The sequence below is a fragment of the Aliivibrio logei genome (genome assembly GCF_001691055.1).
GTDB classification, from domain to species: domain Bacteria; phylum Pseudomonadota; class Gammaproteobacteria; order Enterobacterales; family Vibrionaceae; genus Aliivibrio; species Aliivibrio salmonicida.
The window spans coordinates 537983-557038 of the sequence record NZ_MAJU01000008.1 but is presented as its reverse complement, the minus strand read 5'-3'; the positions used below and the strand labels follow the sequence as shown (position 1 = coordinate 557038).

Sequence of the window (19056 nt, the reverse complement as noted above, 5' to 3'; positions counted from 1 at the left end):
ATTGCTTTCTATTGAACGAATTTTTACAGAGCTGGTGCCCTATAAGAAAAAGCCAATTAGAAGTTAGCTGAACGTGGAGTACGTGGGAACGGGATAACGTCACGAACGTTGCCCATGCCAGTAACGTAAGACACTAGACGCTCAAAGCCAAGACCGAAGCCAGCGTGAGGTACAGTACCGTAACGACGTAAATCGCGGTACCAAGTCATGTGTTCAGGGTCGATACCCATTTCAATCATACGTGCATCAAGAACGTCTAAACGCTCTTCACGTTGAGAACCACCGATGATCTCACCAATGCCTGGTGCAAGAACATCCATCGCAGCAACTGTCTTACCATCGTCATTTTGACGCATGTAGAATGCTTTGATGTCTTTCGGGTAGTTTTTAACGATAACAGGTGCTTTGAAATGTTCTTCAGCAAGGAAACGCTCATGCTCAGAAGACATATCGATGCCCCACTCAACGTCGAATTCAAATTTCTTACCAGAGTCGATAAGGATTTGGATAGCGTCAGTGTAATCTACTTGTGCAAAATCAGAACTTACAAATTGCTCTAGACGAGTGATTGCTTCTTTATCAATGCGAGATGCAAAGAATTCAAGATCATCACGACGCTCAGCAAGAACCGCTTCGAATACATACTTAAGCATGTCTTCAGCCAGTTTTGCTACATCATCTAGATCAGCAAAAGCAACTTCAGGTTCAACCATCCAGAATTCAGCTAGGTGGCGGCTTGTGTGTGAGTTTTCAGCACGGAAAGTCGGGCCAAATGTGTACACTTTGCTTAATGCACAAGCGTAAGTTTCTGCATTTAATTGACCAGATACTGTAAGGAATGTTTCTTTACCAAAGAAGTCTTTGTCATAATCAACATTGCCTTTGTCATCAAGAGGCACGTTCGCGTGATCTAATGTAGAAACGCGGAACATCTCACCAGCACCTTCAGCATCAGATGATGTGATTAGTGGTGCAGACATCCATAAGTAACCTTGCTCGTGGTAAAAACGGTGAATCGCTTGAGACAAACAGTTACGAACACGTGCAACCGCGCCAATCACGTTAGTACGTGGGCGAAGGTGAGCAACTTCTCGTAAATACTCAATAGAGTGACGAGTTTTCGCCATTGGGTATGTATCTGGGTCTTCAACTAAACCAACGACTTTTACTGCTGTTGCAGCAAGTTCGAAATCTTGACCTTTAGCAGGAGATGCAACGATAGTCCCCGTAACTTCAACAGAACAACCTGTTGTTAGTTTTAGGACTTCTTCATTGTAATTATTTAAGTCATTAGGAACCACGGCCTGAATCGGATCGAAACAAGAACCGTCATAAATAGCTAGGAATGAAATTCCCGCTTTAGAATCGCGACGCGAACGGATCCAACCGCGAACAGTTACTTCACTGTCAACCGCTAGTTTGCCGCTTAATACGTCTGTTACAGGCGCGTAAGTCATGTTAATTACATTCTCCATTGTTGTGCTACATGCACGAATATTTTTTATTTCAAGAAGACATATTACCTTTCTTATTAATAGCTTCAAGTGTTGTTACTCTATAAAGGTAAAAATTCAGTATAAGAATCAATTTTTACGATAAAAAAGGCGAAAAAAACATCAATAATAACGACTTGTTGGGAACTTACTTGTTCCTTAATAGTGAAGTAGAGTAATATCCCTCTCTTCATAATATAGGTAATAGAGATTTTAACTAATGACAACTGAACTATATAAAGACTTCATGTTTGAAGCAGCACACCATTTACCACATGTCCCAGAAGGTCATAAATGTGGTCGCCTTCATGGTCACTCTTTTTTAGTTCGCTTGTACGTTGAAGGTGAAGTTGATCAACACACCGGTTGGGTGATCGACTTTTCAGAAATCAAAGCGGCATTCAAACCAACGTATGACCGTCTTGATCACTACTATCTAAACGATATTAAAGGGTTAGAAAACCCAACAAGTGAAGTTTTGGCAAAATGGATTTGGAATGAAGTAAAACCAAGCTTGCCTTTATTAAGCAAGATTGAGATTAAAGAAACCTGTACGGCGGGTTGTACTTACCGCGGTCAGTAATCGAATGTGGTTTTAAGCCAGTAATTAGAAGGCGTCTATTATTAGACGCCTTTTTTATGCCTGTCGAATACGGGCAGTAATAGAAACCAAAGCATGATCGGTACTGAATTGGTCGATGTCGAATTTAGGGTTCACTATATGCAGGTCGACAACACGATACTCAGTGACTTCTAACAAACTGCCAGAGTAAGAGCTATCAAACTCATTCGATAATAGAATGTAGTCCAATACTGAACCTTTCGCGCCATAATAATGAGTACTGACGCGTTCTTCTAATAAATCCGTTCCCTTTAACTGGCTGTATATATCCCAGCTGTCTTTTAACTGAAAGGTGGTGAGATAATCAGTACTAAATTTATCGTATCTTAGTTGATGAGAGAGTAAGCCGATAAATTCATTATGGAATAAAGGTTTATTAAAATCGCCCATTAACACAACGGGTTGAGACGATTTCTTTCTTTGAGTCGTAATGTACTGATGAAGGGTATTTGCTTCCAACCCACGTTGAGCAGACGAAAGCCATGAACCTAATTGCTCATCATGCAGTTGAGTAAGCGGGGTCGCCTCTGGTTCATTAATACCATCTATCTCTATCGGATCTTTAGGTCGTTGAGATTTAAAGTGCACCACGTAGCAATCGGTGATCCCAAGATGAGGCAATTCAATACTGGCGTGAACAGGAACGCGGTTAAATTCGAAGTCAATTCCAAATCTAGCCAATTGCGTCGGTTCCGCAATAACAGGCTGAGAACTCACAATTGGGTAGCGAGAAGCAAACGCCACAACAGGTGAATGGAATACATAGCCATCTTCTGATTTTGGGGTGTCTACCGTACAAAAATACGGATAGCCTAATGAGTTAACTAATGCTTCAAGGGCTTCAGGGCTAAACACTTCTTGAAAACCAATGACATCAGAGTTTAATGCTGTAATTTTATTTTTAAACCAACCTTGCTTCTTCTGCCACTCTTCTTGGGTAAGGATGTTTTCAAAATCGTAATACGCATTGGGCGGCTCAACAAAGTTGAACATATTGATTGTCGTAAAAGTGATGCTCTCAATCGTTAACAAATTTAAGATCTCATAGAAAGGTTTAATCAGGATGAATACTGAAGACAATATTGATAAGTATACGCAAATTAGTTCGTTATGTTTGTCTATTGAATATTAGGGACGGAATTTGCCATTAATACTGCCACTAGAATGCTTCAAATGGTATAAAAGAACTATTGTGTTTCTTATCCATCAAACAAGTTGATATTTATGCGTATTTTACATACTTCTGATTGGCATCTCGGTCAAAATTTCTTTACAAAAAGCCGTCGTAATGAACATCAAAAATTCATTGCTTGGTTACTTGAGCAAGTTCAAGAAAATGCCATTAATGCCGTGATCATTGCCGGAGATGTATTTGATACGGGCGCGCCACCAAGTTATGCCCGTGAAATGTACAATCAATTTGTGGTGGAGATGAACAAAGTAAACTGCGAATTAATTGTTCTTGGCGGTAACCATGATTCGGTATCGACGCTAAATGAATCGAAACAACTGTTAGCACATTTAAACGCACGAGTAATTGCGAATACTAATGATGATTTATCAACTCAATTATTAACGCTGCCTAATTCAAATGGCACAGTGGGTGCCATTCTATGTGCAGTGCCTTTTATTCGCCCTCGTGACGTTGTCACTAGTGTGGCAGGGTCAACTGGAGTTGAGAAACAGCAAGCGCTTGGCGAAGCGATTAAACAACACTATCACCAGTTGTATCAAAAAGCGGTCGAACTAAGATCTGAGTTAGATCTTAATGTGCCTATTATCGCAACGGGTCATTTGACGGCATTAGGTGTTAAACAATCCGATTCTGTGCGTGATATCTACATTGGCACATTGGATGGCTTTGCTGCCGATGGTTTTCCGCCTGCTGATTACATCGCGCTTGGTCATATTCACCGCCCTCAACTTGTGGCTAAATCTGAACACATTCGTTATTCAGGCTCACCAATTCCATTAAGCTTTGATGAATTGAAATCGCAAAAACAAGTGGTGATGGTTGAGTTTAATAAAGATAAAGTAAGTCAAATCACCCCAATCAATGTGCCAATGTTTCAGGCGATGAAAGCATTAAAAGGCGATTTAGAAACGATTGAACAAGAGTTAGCGCAATTTAAAGAGTGCGAAGAAACCACATGGCTGTGTATTGAAGTAGAAGTTCAAGATTACTTGTCCGATCTACAGCAACGTATTCAAATATTAACTCAAGATTTGAATGTGGAAGTGTTGCAATTGCGTCGAGCGAGAAACCGAAACGAACAAACATTGGCGCAAGAAAAAACAGAAACGCTAGCGGAGTTAACGCCTTTTGATGTGTTTACTAAACGCATAGAACAAGAGACGTTTGAAACCGAAAAAGAGCAGCAACGCGCAGAGCGAATGACAATGAAATTTAAACAGATCTTGTCAGAAGTAGAACATAAAGATACGGATTCACAAGAAGGTGATGCATGAGAATTTTAAGCCTAAGTTTTTCAAATTTGAACTCATTAAAAGGTGAGTGGAAAATTGACTTCTCAGCGTCTACCTTTGCTGAAAATGGACTATTTGCGATTACCGGTCCAACAGGTGCAGGTAAAACGACAATTTTAGATGCGATTTGTTTAGCCCTTTATCATAAAACTCCGCGTCTTGGTGGCATCTCAACCTCAAGCAATGAAATCATGACGCGTGGTACAGCGGAGTGTTCTGCTGAAGTGGAATTTGAAGTAAAAGGCAAAGCGTATCGTGCGTTTTGGAGCCAACGTCGTTCTCGTGGCAAGGTAGACGGAAACTTACAAGCGGCGACGGTTGAGCTTGCAGAAGTTGATTCTGAAAAAGTACTAGCAACTCAAGTGAAGAAAAAAGATGAGCTGATTAACTCAATCACAGGGTTAGATTTCTCTCGCTTTACAAAATCGATGATGCTTTCTCAAGGTCAGTTTGCGGCGTTTTTAAATGCTGATGCCAATGATCGTGCCGGTTTATTAGAAGAGCTAACAGGTACAGAGATCTACGGGCAGATCTCCGAAAAAGTGCATGAGCATTACAGTGCGTCAAAGCAGAAGTTAGCAGAGCTTAAAGCCAAGGCTGAAGGTGTGGAGTTACTTTCTGAAGAAGATAAGCAAGCATTAATCGACGAACAAACTGAATTACAAACCAATCAAAAGCAACAGCAAGCTCAAGTTGCAGAGTGGCAAGCTCATTTAGAGTGGTGGATCTCTGATACTAAAAATCAACAACAATGGCAGCAAGCGAGCGAAAATAATCAACTCGCGTTGGATAAGCAAAAATCAGCAAGTGTTCAACTGCACCGTTTAGCGCAAAGCGAACCGGCAGAAAAACTGCGTGCGCCGTATCAATTATGGCAAGAAGCGCAAACTCGCTTTGATGAGTTGGTTAAAGAATTAAAGACGACAGAGCAATCTCACCAACAAAAGACCAGTGATAAAAAAACACTTGAGTCTCATGTTACGCAGTTAAAACAAGAGTTTGATTCGATTAAGGTTGAGAATAAAGCGTTAGAAGTATTGATTAATGATTCAGTGCAACCGTTAGATACTGCGATTGCTCAACTGACTCAACAATCTCAAGAGAAGCAGCACCAAATCGTAAACCTTACTGCGCGTCTTGAGGATGGTAATAAAAAGCAACAAGGTCTAACAACAACATTATCTGACATAAAAGAGAAACTTTCTTTATTAGCAAGTTATGTTGAAGAACACAAAGCTGATCTGCAGCTTGAACGTTATTTAGGTCAATGGAAGAGCCAAGTTAGCCATATTTTACAACAAGATAAAGATATTTCCTCTTTAAATAGTCAATTGGGTTCAGCGAATGCAGCGCTAGAGACTCTGCTTGATGGTATAAATAAAAAAGAAGCAGAATTAAATCAAGCTCAAATTATTGTTAATAACGAAGTGGAAACGACGAAGTGTGCAGAGCTTGCATTACAACAATGGCAAGATAAAGGGTCAGAAGCACAACTGACAGAGCAGATAAACACGCTAATGATTCGTTATCAATATCGTGTTGAATTAACTCATACCAATAATGAGTATTTACGTGCGACAAAAGAGCAGCAAATGCTTGCCGCTGTGCAGAAAACACAAGCTAATGACATTGAAAAATTGGATGTGCAGCGTACTGAACTAGCGACTCAGTTTAAGCAACAAGAGCAGCAAGTTATCGATTTAACCACCTTAATTGAGCAAGAAGGCGAGCTTGCAAAATATCGAGCGGAATTAGTAAAAGATCAAGATTGTCCGTTGTGTGGATCAACGCATCATCCACTATTAGAGCAAACTAAATTGCTTGATTTGAGTGCGACAATACAACGTAAAAAAGAAGCCGATCAGAAACGTGTAGAGATTATCGAACAAGGTAAATCAGTACGCGAACAATTAGATTCGCTCAAAGTAAAACAAGATCATTGCCAATCTCAATTAGTGCAGTGGCAACAAACGGTTGAAGCCACGCAAAAGCAGTGGGCTACGTTACTAAATACAACGCAACTCACTCTACCTTTGGGTGATACTGATTCGATTAATCAATTCATTAGTGAGTCTGAAGCCTCTTTATCTGCGCTGAATGAGCAAGCAAAGCAATTACGCCAAGCGGATGATAAGGTTCGAGTACAACAAAACCAATTACAACAAGTTCAGCATCGCCTTGAAACTGTTACTACCGCGTTAAACTTTGACCGAAAATCACATCAAGCAGCGCTTCAACAGCGACAAGATGACAATCAAAAATTAGAACAGTTGCAATTACGTCAAACGGAACTTAAACAGCAGTTAATTACAGAAATAGAGCACGCAGGATTTAATGCACCAGAGTTGACTCAAATAGAATCGTGGTTTGTACAAAAAGAGCAAGACTTACAACAAATTCAGCACAAAATTCAACAGCAACAAATGCTAATTCAACAGCAGCAAAATGTGCAAAGTGATCATGCTCATTTAACCGAGCAATTGGTTGAATTTAATGTCCAACAACAACAATTTCAAACTGAAATATCAGTATTAACTACAGAGTTAGCAAAGCAACAAGCAAAACGTATTGAGCTATTTGGTACCCAAGAGATCAAAACAGCACGCTTTGTAATGACAGATAAGTTGAATGCCTCAGAACAAACTTATGATGTTGAACAGCAGAAATTGCACGTTATAGTACAAGAGCTTGCGGCTTTAGATGGCAAACTAAATAACCTTAAAGAGAATCATGTAAGCAGTAAAAAGCTATCGGTAGAGCGTTCTGATGTATGGAAGGAAGCACTATCGCACAGTCCATTTGAAACACTTGAGCTGTTTCAGGCTGCATTGATTTCAGAAGAAGATCGCCAACAACTATTAAGCTTAAAAACTGAAATACAACAAGCGATTGAGCGAACTATTGCTCTACTAGAGAGTGCACAGCAAACCAAAGAACAACATTACCAAGAGCCCAAAGCCGCTGAGTGGCAATTAATGCCAAAAGAAACCGTTGAGACTGAATTAGCCCAAGTGAAATTTCAATCTGAAACATTAGTGAAGCGCGAAGGTGAAATCGCCCAAGCGCTACGCTCAGACGGTGAACGTAAACTGAATCAAAAAAGCTTGTTTGATGAGATTGAATCGTATCAATTTGAGTACGATGATATTCAATATTTACACTCATTAATTGGTTCACAGAAAGGGGATAAATTCCGTAAGTTTGCGCAAGGGTTAACACTAGAAAATTTAGTGTATTTAGCAAATAAGCAACTGACTCGATTGCACGGACGTTATGAATTAAAACGCAAAGCCAGTGATGGCCTCGAATTACAAGTACTCGATACATGGCAAGGGGATGTGGTTCGTGATACCAAAACCTTGTCGGGGGGTGAGAGCTTCCTTGTAAGTTTGGCGTTGGCACTTGCACTTTCTGATTTAGTGAGCCATAAAACAAGTATCGATTCACTGTTCTTAGATGAAGGTTTTGGTACTCTGGACAGTGAAACGTTAGATATGGCGCTTGATGCGCTAGATAACCTAAATGCATCAGGGAAAATGATAGGGGTGATCAGCCATATTGAGGCGATGAAAGAGCGCATACCCGTTCAAATAAAAGTCACCAAACGCAGTGGATTAGGCGTGAGTGAACTAGAAAAACAGTATAAAAAAGTCAGTTAACTTGTTACTCATAACATCATAATAAAAATGATAATACAGATTAAAAGGAAGTAATAATGGGAAAGAACAAACGCGAAGTAACCTTACGTTTTCTTGCTGAACCTAGTGATGTGAATTTTGGCGGTAAAGTTCACGGTGGTGCCGTAATGAAATGGGTCGATTTAGCGGCCTATGCGTGTTCTGCCGGGTGGAGTGGTAAATATTGCATTACCGCTTACGCTGGGGGAATTCGATTTGTTCAACCCATTCATGTGGGTAATCTTGTTGAAGTGACGGGTAAGGTGATTTATACCGGAAAGTCATCAATGCATATTGCGATTGATGTTCAAGCGAGTGATCCGAAAGAACTAGAAAATAGACTGACGACTCATTGTATTGTGATTATGGTTGCGGTTGATGAACATGGAAAACCAACTGAAGTCACTGAATGGGTACCACAAACAGAAGAAGACATTAAATTACGTGAATCTGCAATTACATTAATGAATATGAGAAAGCAGATTGGTGAAGAGATGGAAGCACATGTAAAATATTTGAAGTAAGCTAATTTCTTTGTGATTCATTTTAAATGATGTGATTCACCGAGAGAATACTTCTAATGTTCTGATTAATAAGTGAACGTTATTTATTAAAAGTGTAGATCTACTTCAAAATTTACACATCATTTTGATTAATTGAGCATTGAAGTGTTGAATTTAATCTCGTGATATTAGATAGTGTGTTTGTCCGGTTATGACCCCGTACAGTTACAAACTAGCCACATTCTGAGACGTGTGGCTTTTCTTTTTCTTCTCTTCAGTTTCCTCTTTCTTATTGTTTATCCTCTCGTTTTTAAATACCTTTTTAGCATAAATATAACGTTGTCATTTTTTCGTCAAAAGACCGCATGAAAAGTAATGACAATGTCAGTCTATTAATAATTGCAATCTGCTTAACTGTTTTCTTCACTATTTATTAGACGAAAAATAACTTACGGTATACTTAATTCTATTGTTGAAATTAGTTAGTGATCTCTGGTTATGAAGAGTCAAAGTGCATCATTTTTCCGTCAAGTCATGGTTCATTCAAGGGGTGACTTCTTTTATCGACTTATTATTATTGCTCTTCCTATCACATTACAAAGTATCCTTTTATCGAGTAAAAGCCTGATTGATGTTTTTATGCTTGGTCAACTCTCTGAAGAGGTGTTGTTGGCGTTTTGATGTGAAATTCTGCTTGTATCAAGATGTGCTGACTCAGTGGTTTGCTTGTTTATACCGTTTGAAAAGTAAGAAATGGATAAATAATTTAGTTGAGGTGAACTAACTGCTGTAAAAGTAATCGTGTTAAGGGTTGCAATAGGGGACTTGTTATATAAAATGGAGTGAGCTGCTAAATAAGTGGCTCCGATTAGTAAAGGAATTACTATACGGATTATTTTAATGGAATGTGACTAATTAGGATGTACACATGATATTTCAAGCAACGACAGGCCCTTTATTGGAGCCAACAGAAGGTTCACCACATTTAACTCGTATCAAATCCACGGTTGTTTTGTCTTCGCGTTTTTTCTCGTCTCAACGTCTCGCTTTTCTCCTTCTCTCGTATTTTCGATTTCCTCGTTTTTATTCGTAATCAATAAGCTTAATTTTAACGCTGTCACCTGGTAAAGGTGCTGTTTTGTATGCGTTGAATTTATAAAAAATAAAATAAATTTACTCGAATTAAATATAGGAAATAAACACAATGAATTTAAAATTAATCGGCAGCTCGCTTATTATTTCAGGTACTGCGCTAGGCGCAGGCATGCTTGCTATACCTATGGTACTGGCTCAATTTGGGCTCTTGTGGGGAACAGCGTTAATGCTGTTTATCTGTATCGGTACAACCTATGCGGCACTATTATTACTTGAAGCAAGTATTAATGCCGGCGGTGGGTTAGGAATGAACACGATTGCGCGTAAAACCTTAGGTAAAGGTGGGCAAGTTGTAACGAATGGTTTGCTGTATGCATTACTGATTTGCTTATTAATGGCGTACATCTTAGGTGCAGGTGATTTACTCAATAAACTTGTTCGTAGTATTGGGATGGACTTGAGCCTTGTTCAAAGTCAAATTGCATTTACTTTAATCGCGGGGGCGATTGTTGCTTCAGGTACTGCGGTTATTGATAAATTGAACCGAGTTTTATTTGCGGTGATGTTAGGTATGCTGCTATTGACGTTAGTTTTCTTAGTGCCTGGTATTTCTGCTGAAAACATGGTGCAAGTGTCTAATTCTAATATGCCCGATCTTATTAAGACCAGCTCAATTATCTTCACCAGTTTTGGTTTTATGGTTGTGATCCCGTCATTAGTTTCTTATAACCATGAAGCGACGCATAAGCAATTGAGAAATATGGTCATTGTTGGCTCTCTTATTCCGCTTGTGTGTTACTTAGTTTGGTTATATGCGGTTGTTGGTAATTTAACTCCTAAGCAATTAGTGGAGTTTTCTAATGTCTCTGAATTGATTTCGGTTTTCAGTGCAGAACATGCTTTCATTAATGTTGTATTGTCGAGCTTTACTGGTCTTGCTTTATTAACGTCATTCTTAGGGGTGGCAATGGCTTTGTTTACTCAAAACCAAGATACTTTCAAGCAAAATAAAGTGATCACTTATGTGATTAGTTTTATTTTCCCATTAGCGGGTGCCATTTTAGCGGCAGATAAGTTCTTAGCCGTATTAAGTTATGCAGGGATCATCCTTGTGTTCCTTGCTGTCTTTGTACCGTTAGCGATGGTTGTTAAATTAAGACAGAAAGCAACGAACGAACAGGGATATAAAGCTGAAGGTGGAGTAGCAATGCTTGCATTCTCTTTTGCATTCGGTAGCTTCTTACTCGTTTCTCAAGTGTTATAACTCTTTTAATGCCCTAATCATGGTATTAGGGCATTCATTTATACTGTGACTGTTTTTCCATTTTATATATTAAGAATACACAATGAATTTTAAATTATTTGGTAGTGCATTAATCCTTTCAGGAACTGCTCTTGGTGCTGGAATGTTAGCTATTCCTATGGTTTTAGCGCAATTTGGTCTTTTTTATAGCACCTTATTAATGCTTGTTATTTGTGCCGGTACTACCTATTCCGCTTTACTGCTCACAGAAGCGTGTTCAAAAACTGAATTAGCGTTCGGCATCAATACCGTTGCAAATAAAACGATGGGTAAAGGGGGGCAAATAGTCACTAACAGCTTATTTTATTTGTTGTTGATTTGTATGCTTATTGCCTACATTTTAGGAGCTGCCGATCTAATTAAACGCATATTTTCAATGGCGAACATTGAGATGAGCATTGAAGCTTCTCAGATTGGTTTTACATTAATTGCGAGTGCTTTTGTTGTCTGTGGAACTCAAATTATCGATAAGTTAAATCGTGTGTTGTTCCTATTTATGGTTTCTATGCTCTTTATTACGTTGATCATATTGGTTCCAGGAATCTCGACAGACAACTTGATGCAAGTAACGAATACCGATAAAGGGATGTTATTTGATACCAGTACGATTTTATTTACTAGTTTTGCTTCTATGCCAGTGATCCCATCTTTAGTCGCTTATAATAAAGAAGCAACCAGTAAACAACTTAGAAACATGGTTATCTTAGGATCGGTGATCCCACTTATCTGTTACCTTGTCTGGCTATATGCTGTTGTTGGAAATCTCAATGCAGAAGAAATTACACACTTCTCAAATATTTCTGATTTAATTCAAACTTTCAGTTCTAAAAGTGAATACATCGAATTTATATTGTCAGTATTTACATCATTAGCCTTGTTGACTTCATTTTTAGGCGTGGCGATGGCGTTGTACAATCAGAATAAAGATATGATTTCACACAATAAAGTAGTTACATACGTGTGTACTTTTATCTTACCATTGTTGGGCGCAAGCCTTGCCGCTGATCAATTCTTATCTGTATTGGGATACGCTGGTGTTATTTTAGTTTTCCTTGCTGTGTTTATCCCATTAGCCATGGTGGTTACGGTAAGAAAGAAAGCCGCAGGAAATACCGAGTTAGACTGCCATACTTATCAAGCTGAAGGTGGCAAACCAGCATTAGTTTTAACGCTTCTTTTTGGTTTATTTTTATTAATTAGCCAAATTTTATAGCAGAAATGATCTGACCTGATACAGTTAACGTAGTACTTAATGTGTTTTCTTTGAGGGTCATGATTATGAAAAGGTTAGTTGTTCTTGCTATCACATTAATGATAGCGGCTTGCTCATCAACGCCAGTTCCAACATCGATGATGGATAAGGATTGGAAAGATTTTGGGTATGAACGAGCTCTAAAAGGCTTAGTTATTCAATCAGAATCTACACTGATCAAAAAACTGAATGGTGAAGCGCTTAAAGATACAAATTACCAATCCTACCTTGCCGGATATAAAGAAGGGCAAGCTGAATATTGTCAGAAAGATGCTTACATATTAGGCGTGAAAGGCGAACCTTATAATGGTATCTGTGATGTGATAGATTGGACATTCAGGGAAGATTACAGTAGCGGTAGACATTCGACTGCTGGCGAGATGTAACTGTAGAGTTTCCTATTAGTAAGTATATTTATAATAAGAGGGTACTGATATGAGAGCGTTATTGATTACTGTGTTTGCTCTTTCGCTGATGGCTTGTTCAAGTTTAGCTCCACTGACATCAACACTAGATAGTGATTGGAACAGTTATGGGTTAGATAGAGGTGTCAAAGGATGGAGCGTTGAATCTAAAGAACAAATCACCGATCTATTAGATGGTACGGAGTTAAAAGCGTCTAACTATGATGCTTACGTAAGCGGCTATAAAAAAGGTCTTCAAGAATATTGTGGGCAAGATGCGTTCGAGTTAGGCACTAAAGATGGAGTTTATACCGGTGTTTGTGACGGCATCGATAAAAACTTTAAGTATGATTATCTACGAGGTTATCATTCAGTCGCTGATAAAATGTAACGTTACTTAGCACTAAATAGAAATGGCGGAATAGAATTCCGCCATTTTTGTATGTATAAAAACTAGCTCACTTTAATAATATTAAAGCGTCCCATCTTTTTCAAAATTGGGATGAATTCTTTATGTACTTCTATCATTAGTTTCTTCGCTTTGGTGTATGCACCTAATCGGTCGTCTCCGTGTATGAAGAGTCTACTTTTCGGTTTATATTCGTCACCAACTAATTCTTTCCAGCGAACAATATAGTATTTCGTACCTCTGACTTCACCAGAAAGAAGGGTACGCTTCTTTTCTATGACATCAGGTTCAAGGCTGTGTGGTAAGCGCTCAAATAGACTTGGGGTATTTAAAACCGCATGCCAACAGTTGCCCCAGAGTTCTCGACCAACTTGGTTACGCTGTTTTACTGCTTCTTTAAGGGCTTTATCTCGCCCTTGCTTTAAACAGCCGACAGAGCGGTTATACATTCCATCATCAGGTGTATGGATATGAACTTTCACACAGTTGAATGAATGAGAAATAAAGCGATAATCACTTTTCATTCCAGTCCATTCAGCTCTTAATTCTTGCGCTCTAGGAGATAGGGTATGTTTTTTCTTATTCATAATAATTATATTATCGGAAAACGTATTAATAGTAATATTACAGCAATTGAGTTTATTGTTAATAGTGAATGCTGATTATATTGTTAATTTTCTGTAAAAAAGAAGGATTTAGTATGATTAGTATAGTTCAATTGAAAGGAATTAGTTGTGTGAATGAATAAAAAATAAAAAAGGGACGAATTAACGTCCCTTAATAGTATCAATGAATAGTCTAGCAGATAACTTTAATCGCGAGGCCACCTTGAGATGTCTCACGGTATTTCGCGTTCATGTCCTTGCCTGTTTCAAGCATTGTTTCAATAACTTTGTCTAAAGAAACACGAGGATCCGACGAACGACGAAGTGCCATACGAGTAGAGTTGATTGCTTTTACAGAAGCAATACCATTACGTTCAATACAAGGGACTTGTACTTGTCCTGCAACAGGATCACACGTTAATCCAAGATTATGTTCCATGCCAATTTCAGCAGCCATACAGACCTGCTCAGGGCTTCCACCCATTAATTCAGCAAGACCAGCAGCAGCCATTGAACAAGCAACACCTACTTCACCCTGACAACCCACTTCAGCACCAGAGATAGATGCATTTTGTTTGTATAGACCACCGATCGCACCAGATGCTGCGAAATAACGAATGTAATCTTTCTCTGTTACTGTTTGGATAAACTTGTCGTAATAAGCCAATACAGCAGGGATGATGCCACATGCGCCGTTTGTTGGTGCTGTAACAACACGTCCACCAGCAGCGTTCTCTTCATTAACTGCGAATGCAAACATATTCACCCAATCCAGAACTTCCATAGGATCAGTTGATGTTTTTTCTGATGTAAGCAACTGTTGACGAAGTGCCGCAGCACGACGAGGAACACGTAGAGGTCCAGGAAGGAGCCCTTCGGTATTCATGCCTTTTTCCATGCAATCACGCATGGTTTTCCAAATTTTTGCAAAATAAGTACGAACTTCATCTTCTGCAAGAATTGCGTGTTCGTTCTTCATAACTAAGGCACTAATAGATAATCCATGTTCTTTACATAGATTAACGAGCTCTTCTGCACTATTAAAGGCATAAGGTACCTTGATTGATGATTCTACTTCTTTACCAAAATGTTCTTCATCAACAATAAAACCACCACCGATAGAGTAATATGTTTTAGAGTAAACGATTTCACCATCTATCCACGCATGGATCTGCATACCATTTTCATGCAATTCAAGATTGGTTTTGTGGAAATTCATCCCACCATCTTTCGGAAACTCTACCGTATGGCAATGCATACCAACGGGTAGGCGTTCTGTTTCTTCAACGCGAGCAATAAAGCCTGGAATTGAGTCAATATCTACGTGTTCTGGCGTGTTGCCTGCCAGACCCATAATAATAGCTATATCAGTATGGTGACCTTTCCCTGTCAGTGATAACGAACCGTAAACATCAACAGTGATTTTAGTGATATCACGCAGTTTGCCCATGCCACGTAAATCGTCGATAAACTCTTTACCCGCTTTCATTGGACCAACAGTGTGGGAGCTAGATGGACCAACCCCAATTTTGTAGATATCAAAAACACTAATCATGTTGTTACCTCGAATAAGCCCCCATTAATAGGGGGCTTTTATTATCATTATTTTTACTTCGAATAATCGATGTCTATATCAAAATATAGAATGACGATTAAAGAGCGCCGTAGATTACAGAAGTAATCGCAGCAACACCACATAATGCTGTGAAGATTTGCACAGGTGCTGAAGTTTTGTACTTCGCCATTGCTGGTACTTTACGCATTGCGAATACAGGCATTAGGAATAGGATAGCGGCAATCATTGGCGCACCCATTGTCTCAATCATTCCTAAGATGCTTGGGTTAACGATAGAAACGATCCAAGTAGTCACAACGATGAAGATTAAAGACGCTTTCTCAACAGTAGCAAGAGAGGCTTTTGTGTGAGACTTAGTTAAACCAACAAGACCTTCATGAGCACCAAGGAAGTGACCGAAGTAGCTTGAAGTAATCGCAGCAAAAGCAACGATAGGGCCCATGATAGAAATCATTGGAGATTCATGAACGTTAGCTAGGTAAGAAAGAACAGAGATGTTCTGTGCTTGTGCTTGCGCAAGTTGCTCTGGAGATAGAGAAAGAACCACAGAGAATACGAAGAACATTACAAAGCTCATTAGCATCATTGCTGCACCGCCAGTGATCATGTCAGTTTTTGCTACTGCATTTTCACCGTAAACACGACGTTGTTCTTTAGAGAACTGGCTGATCACTGGGCTGTGGTTGAAAGAGAAAACGATGATTGGAATCGCTAACCAAACAACAGAAGGCATTGCGCTCCAATCTGGTGCTACAGACGCCATTGATGTGTTCCACTCAGGGATTAGGTATACAGAAAGAACCATCAAGATGAAAACAAGAGGGTAAACCATTGCTGATGTTGCTTTCAGCATAAGTTCTTTACCAAATACAACGCCACATGTCATCAGAGTGATAAGAACACCTGATAGTAACCAACGAGGAATGGATTCCATACCCATTTGGTTAACCATGAAAGAATCGACTGTATTGGTAATACCAACACCGTAAATTAATACAATTGGGTAAATCGCAAAAAAGTAAGCAAAAGTGATTAGGTTTGCGCCAGTTTTACCAAAATGCTCTTCTACCGTATCGGTAATATCAGCGTCTGGGTTCTTAGCAGAAAGAACAAAACGAGCCAAACTTTTGTGTGCAAACCAAGTCATTGGTGCAGCGATTAGAGCAAGAATAACAAGAGGCCAAAAACCACCCGCACCCGCTTTAATTGGAAGGAATAAAACACCAGCACCTACGGCTGTACCGAATAGAGAAAGACACCAAGTGAAATCTTTATAAGTCCACTTTGCTTTTTTTGCACCTGTCGATGCAGTCGTTGTTGTTTGCATAGTAATTATACTCTTAATTTTTTTAGAACAGGAATTTTGGGAACGGCGCTATTGTCGTTATTTTGACAAGAAAAACCTTGACCCAGATCGACAAATGAAAAAATATGAATGGAGATCTGAAGATTATTGATAATGATCACAGTAGGTATTGAGTTCGGATTAGGAAAACTTATTAATGAAGGCTAGTTTTTCTAATTTGAAATGTGATTCATTGAATGAATGATTTCCGCGGTAATTCCCCAAATGAGTTTTTTATTAAAAGGAATGAAAATTAACTCATACGTATGTTTTTTGTTAAAAACTTTGTGCTTTGTCGTATTTATTGGGTTAAGAAGGTGGGAGAGTGGTGCTTCAAATGTGCTACTAACCTCACCGTAATCGATTGCGGTGGTATAACTTTCATCAATAAGTGCAACGATAGGGGTTACTTTATAACCGGATATTGTTGGTATTGTGTTAAGTTTTACTAATGGGTGTATGTGCTCAAATTGAATACCGATCTCTTCATTTGTCTCACGAATTGCAGTATGAATTAAGGATAAATCAGAGGGTTCGGCCTTGCCTCCAGGGAAGCTAATTTGACTTGGATGATGACGTAAATGAGCGGCTCTTTGAGTCAAAATTAAATGCAATCCAGAGGGTCTTTTTACGAGAGGAACAAGAACGGCGGCTTGCTTAAAATTTGTGTTTTTAAAGCGAGGGTGCAGCAATAAATCTTCACTGTATGAATTCGGCTTATTGAGTAATAAATGAGAAAATAAATGTGTATCCATAAGCCGGATCCTTAGTTTAGGTGACGTTATAATATCGGTAGAATTTTACTTAACTTATGTAATGTCTCTTCATATTCTAGTTCAACTTCGCTATCAGCAACAATGCCACCACCAGCGGAAGCATATAAAGTATCGTCATAAGCTATTAATGTTCGAATGGTAATACTGGTGTCCATCGCACCACAGCGACTGATATAACCAATACTGCCACAATATAAATTACGACGATGTGGTTCTAACTCTTCAATAATTTCCATTGCTCTAATTTTTGGCGCTCCAGTGATAGAGCCTCCAGGAAAAGAGGCTTTTAATAAATCAAAAGCGCTGTAACCAGTATTAAGTTCACCTGTGATGGTGCTAACAAGGTGATGGACAGCAGGAAATGATTCAATCGCAAAGAGGCTCGGTACGTTAACCGATCCCGGTTTTGCTACTCGACCAATATCGTTACGTAATAAATCCACAATCATTAAGTTCTCTGAGCGATCTTTTGCGCTATTACGTAATATTTCAGCTTCTTTCGCATCTATTATTGGATCTTTTGAGCGAGGACGAGTGCCTTTGATTGGTTTGGTTTCTATCTGCTTGTCTTTAACGTGTAAAAAACGTTCAGGCGATACGGAAATAATGGTTAATTCAGGTGTTCTAATGAACGCCGAAAAAGGGGCTCCGTTATTTATCGCGAGTTTTTGATAAGCCAACCATTCAGAACCTTCATAGTGTGCACTAAAGCGCTGGGCAAGATTTATTTGGTAGCAATCACCCGATTGAAGATACTCAGAAATAACGTCAAATTTTTCAGAGTATTCAATTTTTGTCATGTTTGATGACCAAGGTGTCGTTAATTGGAACGACAGTTTCTCTTCTTGAATGGCGGTGAACGGTTGCAACCATGCTAGGCGATCACTGTTGTTTGGCTGAATTAACGTTAATGTTTTCTTTTTATGATCAGCAACCAGTGCCCAATCATAAATCCCTATCGCCATCTCTGCGGTGGGGATGTCTTTTTCTGAAATATCAGGTATCGATTCAACTCGGCGGCCCAGATCATAACTAAAGTAGCCTAAAGCGCCGCCAATAAAAGGAAGATCAGTGATGGAATCGCAGCTTGGTGTTAGGAATTCTTGATAGTGAGCTAACAATTCAAAGGGGCAATCCTCACTGGTTATAAGATCTCTTCCTTTTATATTAATAGAAGTGATTTTATCGTGAGTTTGTAACGTTGCTATTGGATCAGAAACGACGATGTCATAACGATTATCGACATGACCAACCGCAGAGGAATGCAATAACATCGACCATGGTTGAGATTCAATTGCAGAAAACAAATCAACCAAAGAGTTGGATTGATAATCAAGGGATGTCATTTGTAATTTTGCGTCTAATTGATTGTTCATTTTGAGTTTTTATGACCAGAATGTGATGAGCAACGATAGCCTTGAATAGAGAGCAAGAGTATCATACTGAGAGTTCTAAAAGAAAATAATAGATGACGATTGCTCACGTCATTACTAAAAAGAACGACATTAC

General features: G+C 39.0%; 15 protein-coding genes and 1 pseudogene. 9 read left to right on the top strand and 7 right to left on the bottom strand.

From position 1 onward, the window contains the following. Nucleotides 1-56: 56 nt before the first annotated feature. Nucleotides 57-1457: an asparagine--tRNA ligase gene (asnS, locus tag A6E04_RS06685; RefSeq protein ID WP_012550035.1), complete on the bottom strand. Its 1401-nt coding sequence runs from the start codon at nucleotides 1455-1457 to the stop codon at nucleotides 57-59. 256 nt (nucleotides 1458-1713) lie between these two features. On the opposite strand from asnS, the gene queD reads away from it, so the two are divergent. Then, nucleotides 1714-2076, top strand: a complete 363-nt coding sequence (gene queD, locus A6E04_RS06680) for a 6-carboxytetrahydropterin synthase QueD (RefSeq protein WP_012550036.1) — start codon at nucleotides 1714-1716, stop codon at nucleotides 2074-2076. A gap of 54 nt (nucleotides 2077-2130) precedes the next feature. Here queD and A6E04_RS06675 read toward each other — a convergent pair whose 3' ends face one another. Beyond that, on the bottom strand, nucleotides 2131-3108 hold the full coding sequence (locus tag A6E04_RS06675) for an endonuclease/exonuclease/phosphatase family protein (protein WP_096325302.1): 978 nt from the start codon (nucleotides 3106-3108) through the stop codon (nucleotides 2131-2133). A 231-nt stretch (nucleotides 3109-3339) separates the two neighbouring features. On the opposite strand from A6E04_RS06675, the gene sbcD reads away from it, so the two are divergent. From sbcD to A6E04_RS06635, 8 genes and pseudogenes are all read left to right on the top strand, one after another. Beyond that, nucleotides 3340-4584: an exonuclease subunit SbcD gene (gene sbcD / locus A6E04_RS06670; RefSeq protein WP_065610604.1), complete on the top strand. Its 1245-nt coding sequence runs from the start codon at nucleotides 3340-3342 to the stop codon at nucleotides 4582-4584. Next, on the top strand, nucleotides 4581-8261 hold the full coding sequence (locus A6E04_RS06665) for an AAA family ATPase (protein WP_065610602.1): 3681 nt from the start codon (nucleotides 4581-4583) through the stop codon (nucleotides 8259-8261). The genes sbcD and A6E04_RS06665 overlap by 4 nt, the downstream gene beginning before the upstream one ends. A gap of 56 nt (nucleotides 8262-8317) precedes the next feature. After that, nucleotides 8318-8803, top strand: a complete 486-nt coding sequence (locus A6E04_RS06660; protein ID WP_012550040.1) for an acyl-CoA thioesterase — start codon at nucleotides 8318-8320, stop codon at nucleotides 8801-8803. Nucleotides 8804-9280: 477 nt separating this feature from the next. Continuing rightward, nucleotides 9281-9457, top strand: a pseudogene (locus A6E04_RS06655) (MATE family efflux transporter); the annotation flags it as partial. Between the two features lie 529 nt (nucleotides 9458-9986). Beyond that, nucleotides 9987-11141, top strand: a complete 1155-nt coding sequence (locus A6E04_RS06650; RefSeq protein ID WP_017020496.1) for an amino acid permease — start codon at nucleotides 9987-9989, stop codon at nucleotides 11139-11141. An 82-nt stretch (nucleotides 11142-11223) separates the two neighbouring features. After that, nucleotides 11224-12393 carry an amino acid permease gene (locus A6E04_RS06645; RefSeq protein WP_017020495.1) on the top strand — a complete coding sequence of 390 codons (1170 nt, stop codon included), beginning with the start codon at nucleotides 11224-11226 and terminating at the stop codon, nucleotides 12391-12393. A gap of 65 nt (nucleotides 12394-12458) precedes the next feature. After that, nucleotides 12459-12818 (top strand): DUF2799 domain-containing protein, encoded by a 360-nt coding sequence (locus A6E04_RS06640; RefSeq protein ID WP_023603131.1) that lies wholly within the window; start codon nucleotides 12459-12461, stop codon nucleotides 12816-12818. Nucleotides 12819-12867: 49 nt separating this feature from the next. After that, a complete protein-coding gene (locus A6E04_RS06635; RefSeq protein ID WP_065610598.1) occupies nucleotides 12868-13227 on the top strand; it encodes a DUF2799 domain-containing protein in 360 nt (119 codons plus the stop codon). A 62-nt stretch (nucleotides 13228-13289) separates the two neighbouring features. Here A6E04_RS06635 and A6E04_RS06630 read toward each other — a convergent pair whose 3' ends face one another. The 5 genes from A6E04_RS06630 to pabB form a co-directional block, all read right to left on the bottom strand. Beyond that, nucleotides 13290-13832 carry a hypothetical protein gene (locus tag A6E04_RS06630; RefSeq protein WP_017020492.1) on the bottom strand — a complete coding sequence of 181 codons (543 nt, stop codon included), beginning with the start codon at nucleotides 13830-13832 and terminating at the stop codon, nucleotides 13290-13292. Between the two features lie 211 nt (nucleotides 13833-14043). Continuing rightward, the gene (locus A6E04_RS06625; protein ID WP_017020490.1) at nucleotides 14044-15405 is read right to left on the bottom strand and encodes an L-serine ammonia-lyase; all 1362 of its coding nucleotides are present in this window, start codon (nucleotides 15403-15405) and stop codon (nucleotides 14044-14046) included. A 97-nt stretch (nucleotides 15406-15502) separates the two neighbouring features. Further along, nucleotides 15503-16753: an aromatic amino acid transport family protein gene (locus A6E04_RS06620; RefSeq protein WP_017020489.1), complete on the bottom strand. Its 1251-nt coding sequence runs from the start codon at nucleotides 16751-16753 to the stop codon at nucleotides 15503-15505. Nucleotides 16754-16944: 191 nt separating this feature from the next. Further along, nucleotides 16945-17526 (bottom strand): CoA pyrophosphatase, encoded by a 582-nt coding sequence (locus A6E04_RS06615; protein ID WP_065610596.1) that lies wholly within the window; start codon nucleotides 17524-17526, stop codon nucleotides 16945-16947. A gap of 26 nt (nucleotides 17527-17552) precedes the next feature. Continuing rightward, the gene (gene pabB / locus A6E04_RS06610; protein ID WP_065610594.1) at nucleotides 17553-18923 is read right to left on the bottom strand and encodes an aminodeoxychorismate synthase component I; all 1371 of its coding nucleotides are present in this window, start codon (nucleotides 18921-18923) and stop codon (nucleotides 17553-17555) included. Nucleotides 18924-19056 lie beyond the last annotated feature (133 nt).

Coding starts and splice junctions, on each gene's coding strand:
- A6E04_RS06640 (WP_023603131.1), top strand. CDS start 12,459: ATGAAAAGGTTAGTTGTTCTTGCTATCACATTAATGATAGCGGCTTGC.
- A6E04_RS06635 (WP_065610598.1), top strand. CDS start 12,868: ATGAGAGCGTTATTGATTACTGTGTTTGCTCTTTCGCTGATGGCTTGT.
- A6E04_RS06630 (WP_017020492.1), bottom strand. CDS start 13,832: ATGAATAAGAAAAAACATACCCTATCTCCTAGAGCGCAAGAATTAAGA.
- A6E04_RS06645 (WP_017020495.1), top strand. CDS start 11,224: ATGAATTTTAAATTATTTGGTAGTGCATTAATCCTTTCAGGAACTGCT.
- A6E04_RS06625 (WP_017020490.1), bottom strand. CDS start 15,405: ATGATTAGTGTTTTTGATATCTACAAAATTGGGGTTGGTCCATCTAGC.
- pabB (WP_065610594.1), bottom strand. CDS start 18,923: ATGAACAATCAATTAGACGCAAAATTACAAATGACATCCCTTGATTAT.
- A6E04_RS06675 (WP_096325302.1), bottom strand. CDS start 3,108: ATGTTCAACTTTGTTGAGCCGCCCAATGCGTATTACGATTTTGAAAAC.
- A6E04_RS06660 (WP_012550040.1), top strand. CDS start 8,318: ATGGGAAAGAACAAACGCGAAGTAACCTTACGTTTTCTTGCTGAACCT.
- A6E04_RS06650 (WP_017020496.1), top strand. CDS start 9,987: ATGAATTTAAAATTAATCGGCAGCTCGCTTATTATTTCAGGTACTGCG.
- A6E04_RS06665 (WP_065610602.1), top strand. CDS start 4,581: ATGAGAATTTTAAGCCTAAGTTTTTCAAATTTGAACTCATTAAAAGGT.
- sbcD (WP_065610604.1), top strand. CDS start 3,340: ATGCGTATTTTACATACTTCTGATTGGCATCTCGGTCAAAATTTCTTT.
- asnS (WP_012550035.1), bottom strand. CDS start 1,457: ATGACTTACGCGCCTGTAACAGACGTATTAAGCGGCAAACTAGCGGTT.
- A6E04_RS06615 (WP_065610596.1), bottom strand. CDS start 17,526: ATGGATACACATTTATTTTCTCATTTATTACTCAATAAGCCGAATTCA.
- A6E04_RS06620 (WP_017020489.1), bottom strand. CDS start 16,753: ATGCAAACAACAACGACTGCATCGACAGGTGCAAAAAAAGCAAAGTGG.
- queD (WP_012550036.1), top strand. CDS start 1,714: ATGACAACTGAACTATATAAAGACTTCATGTTTGAAGCAGCACACCAT.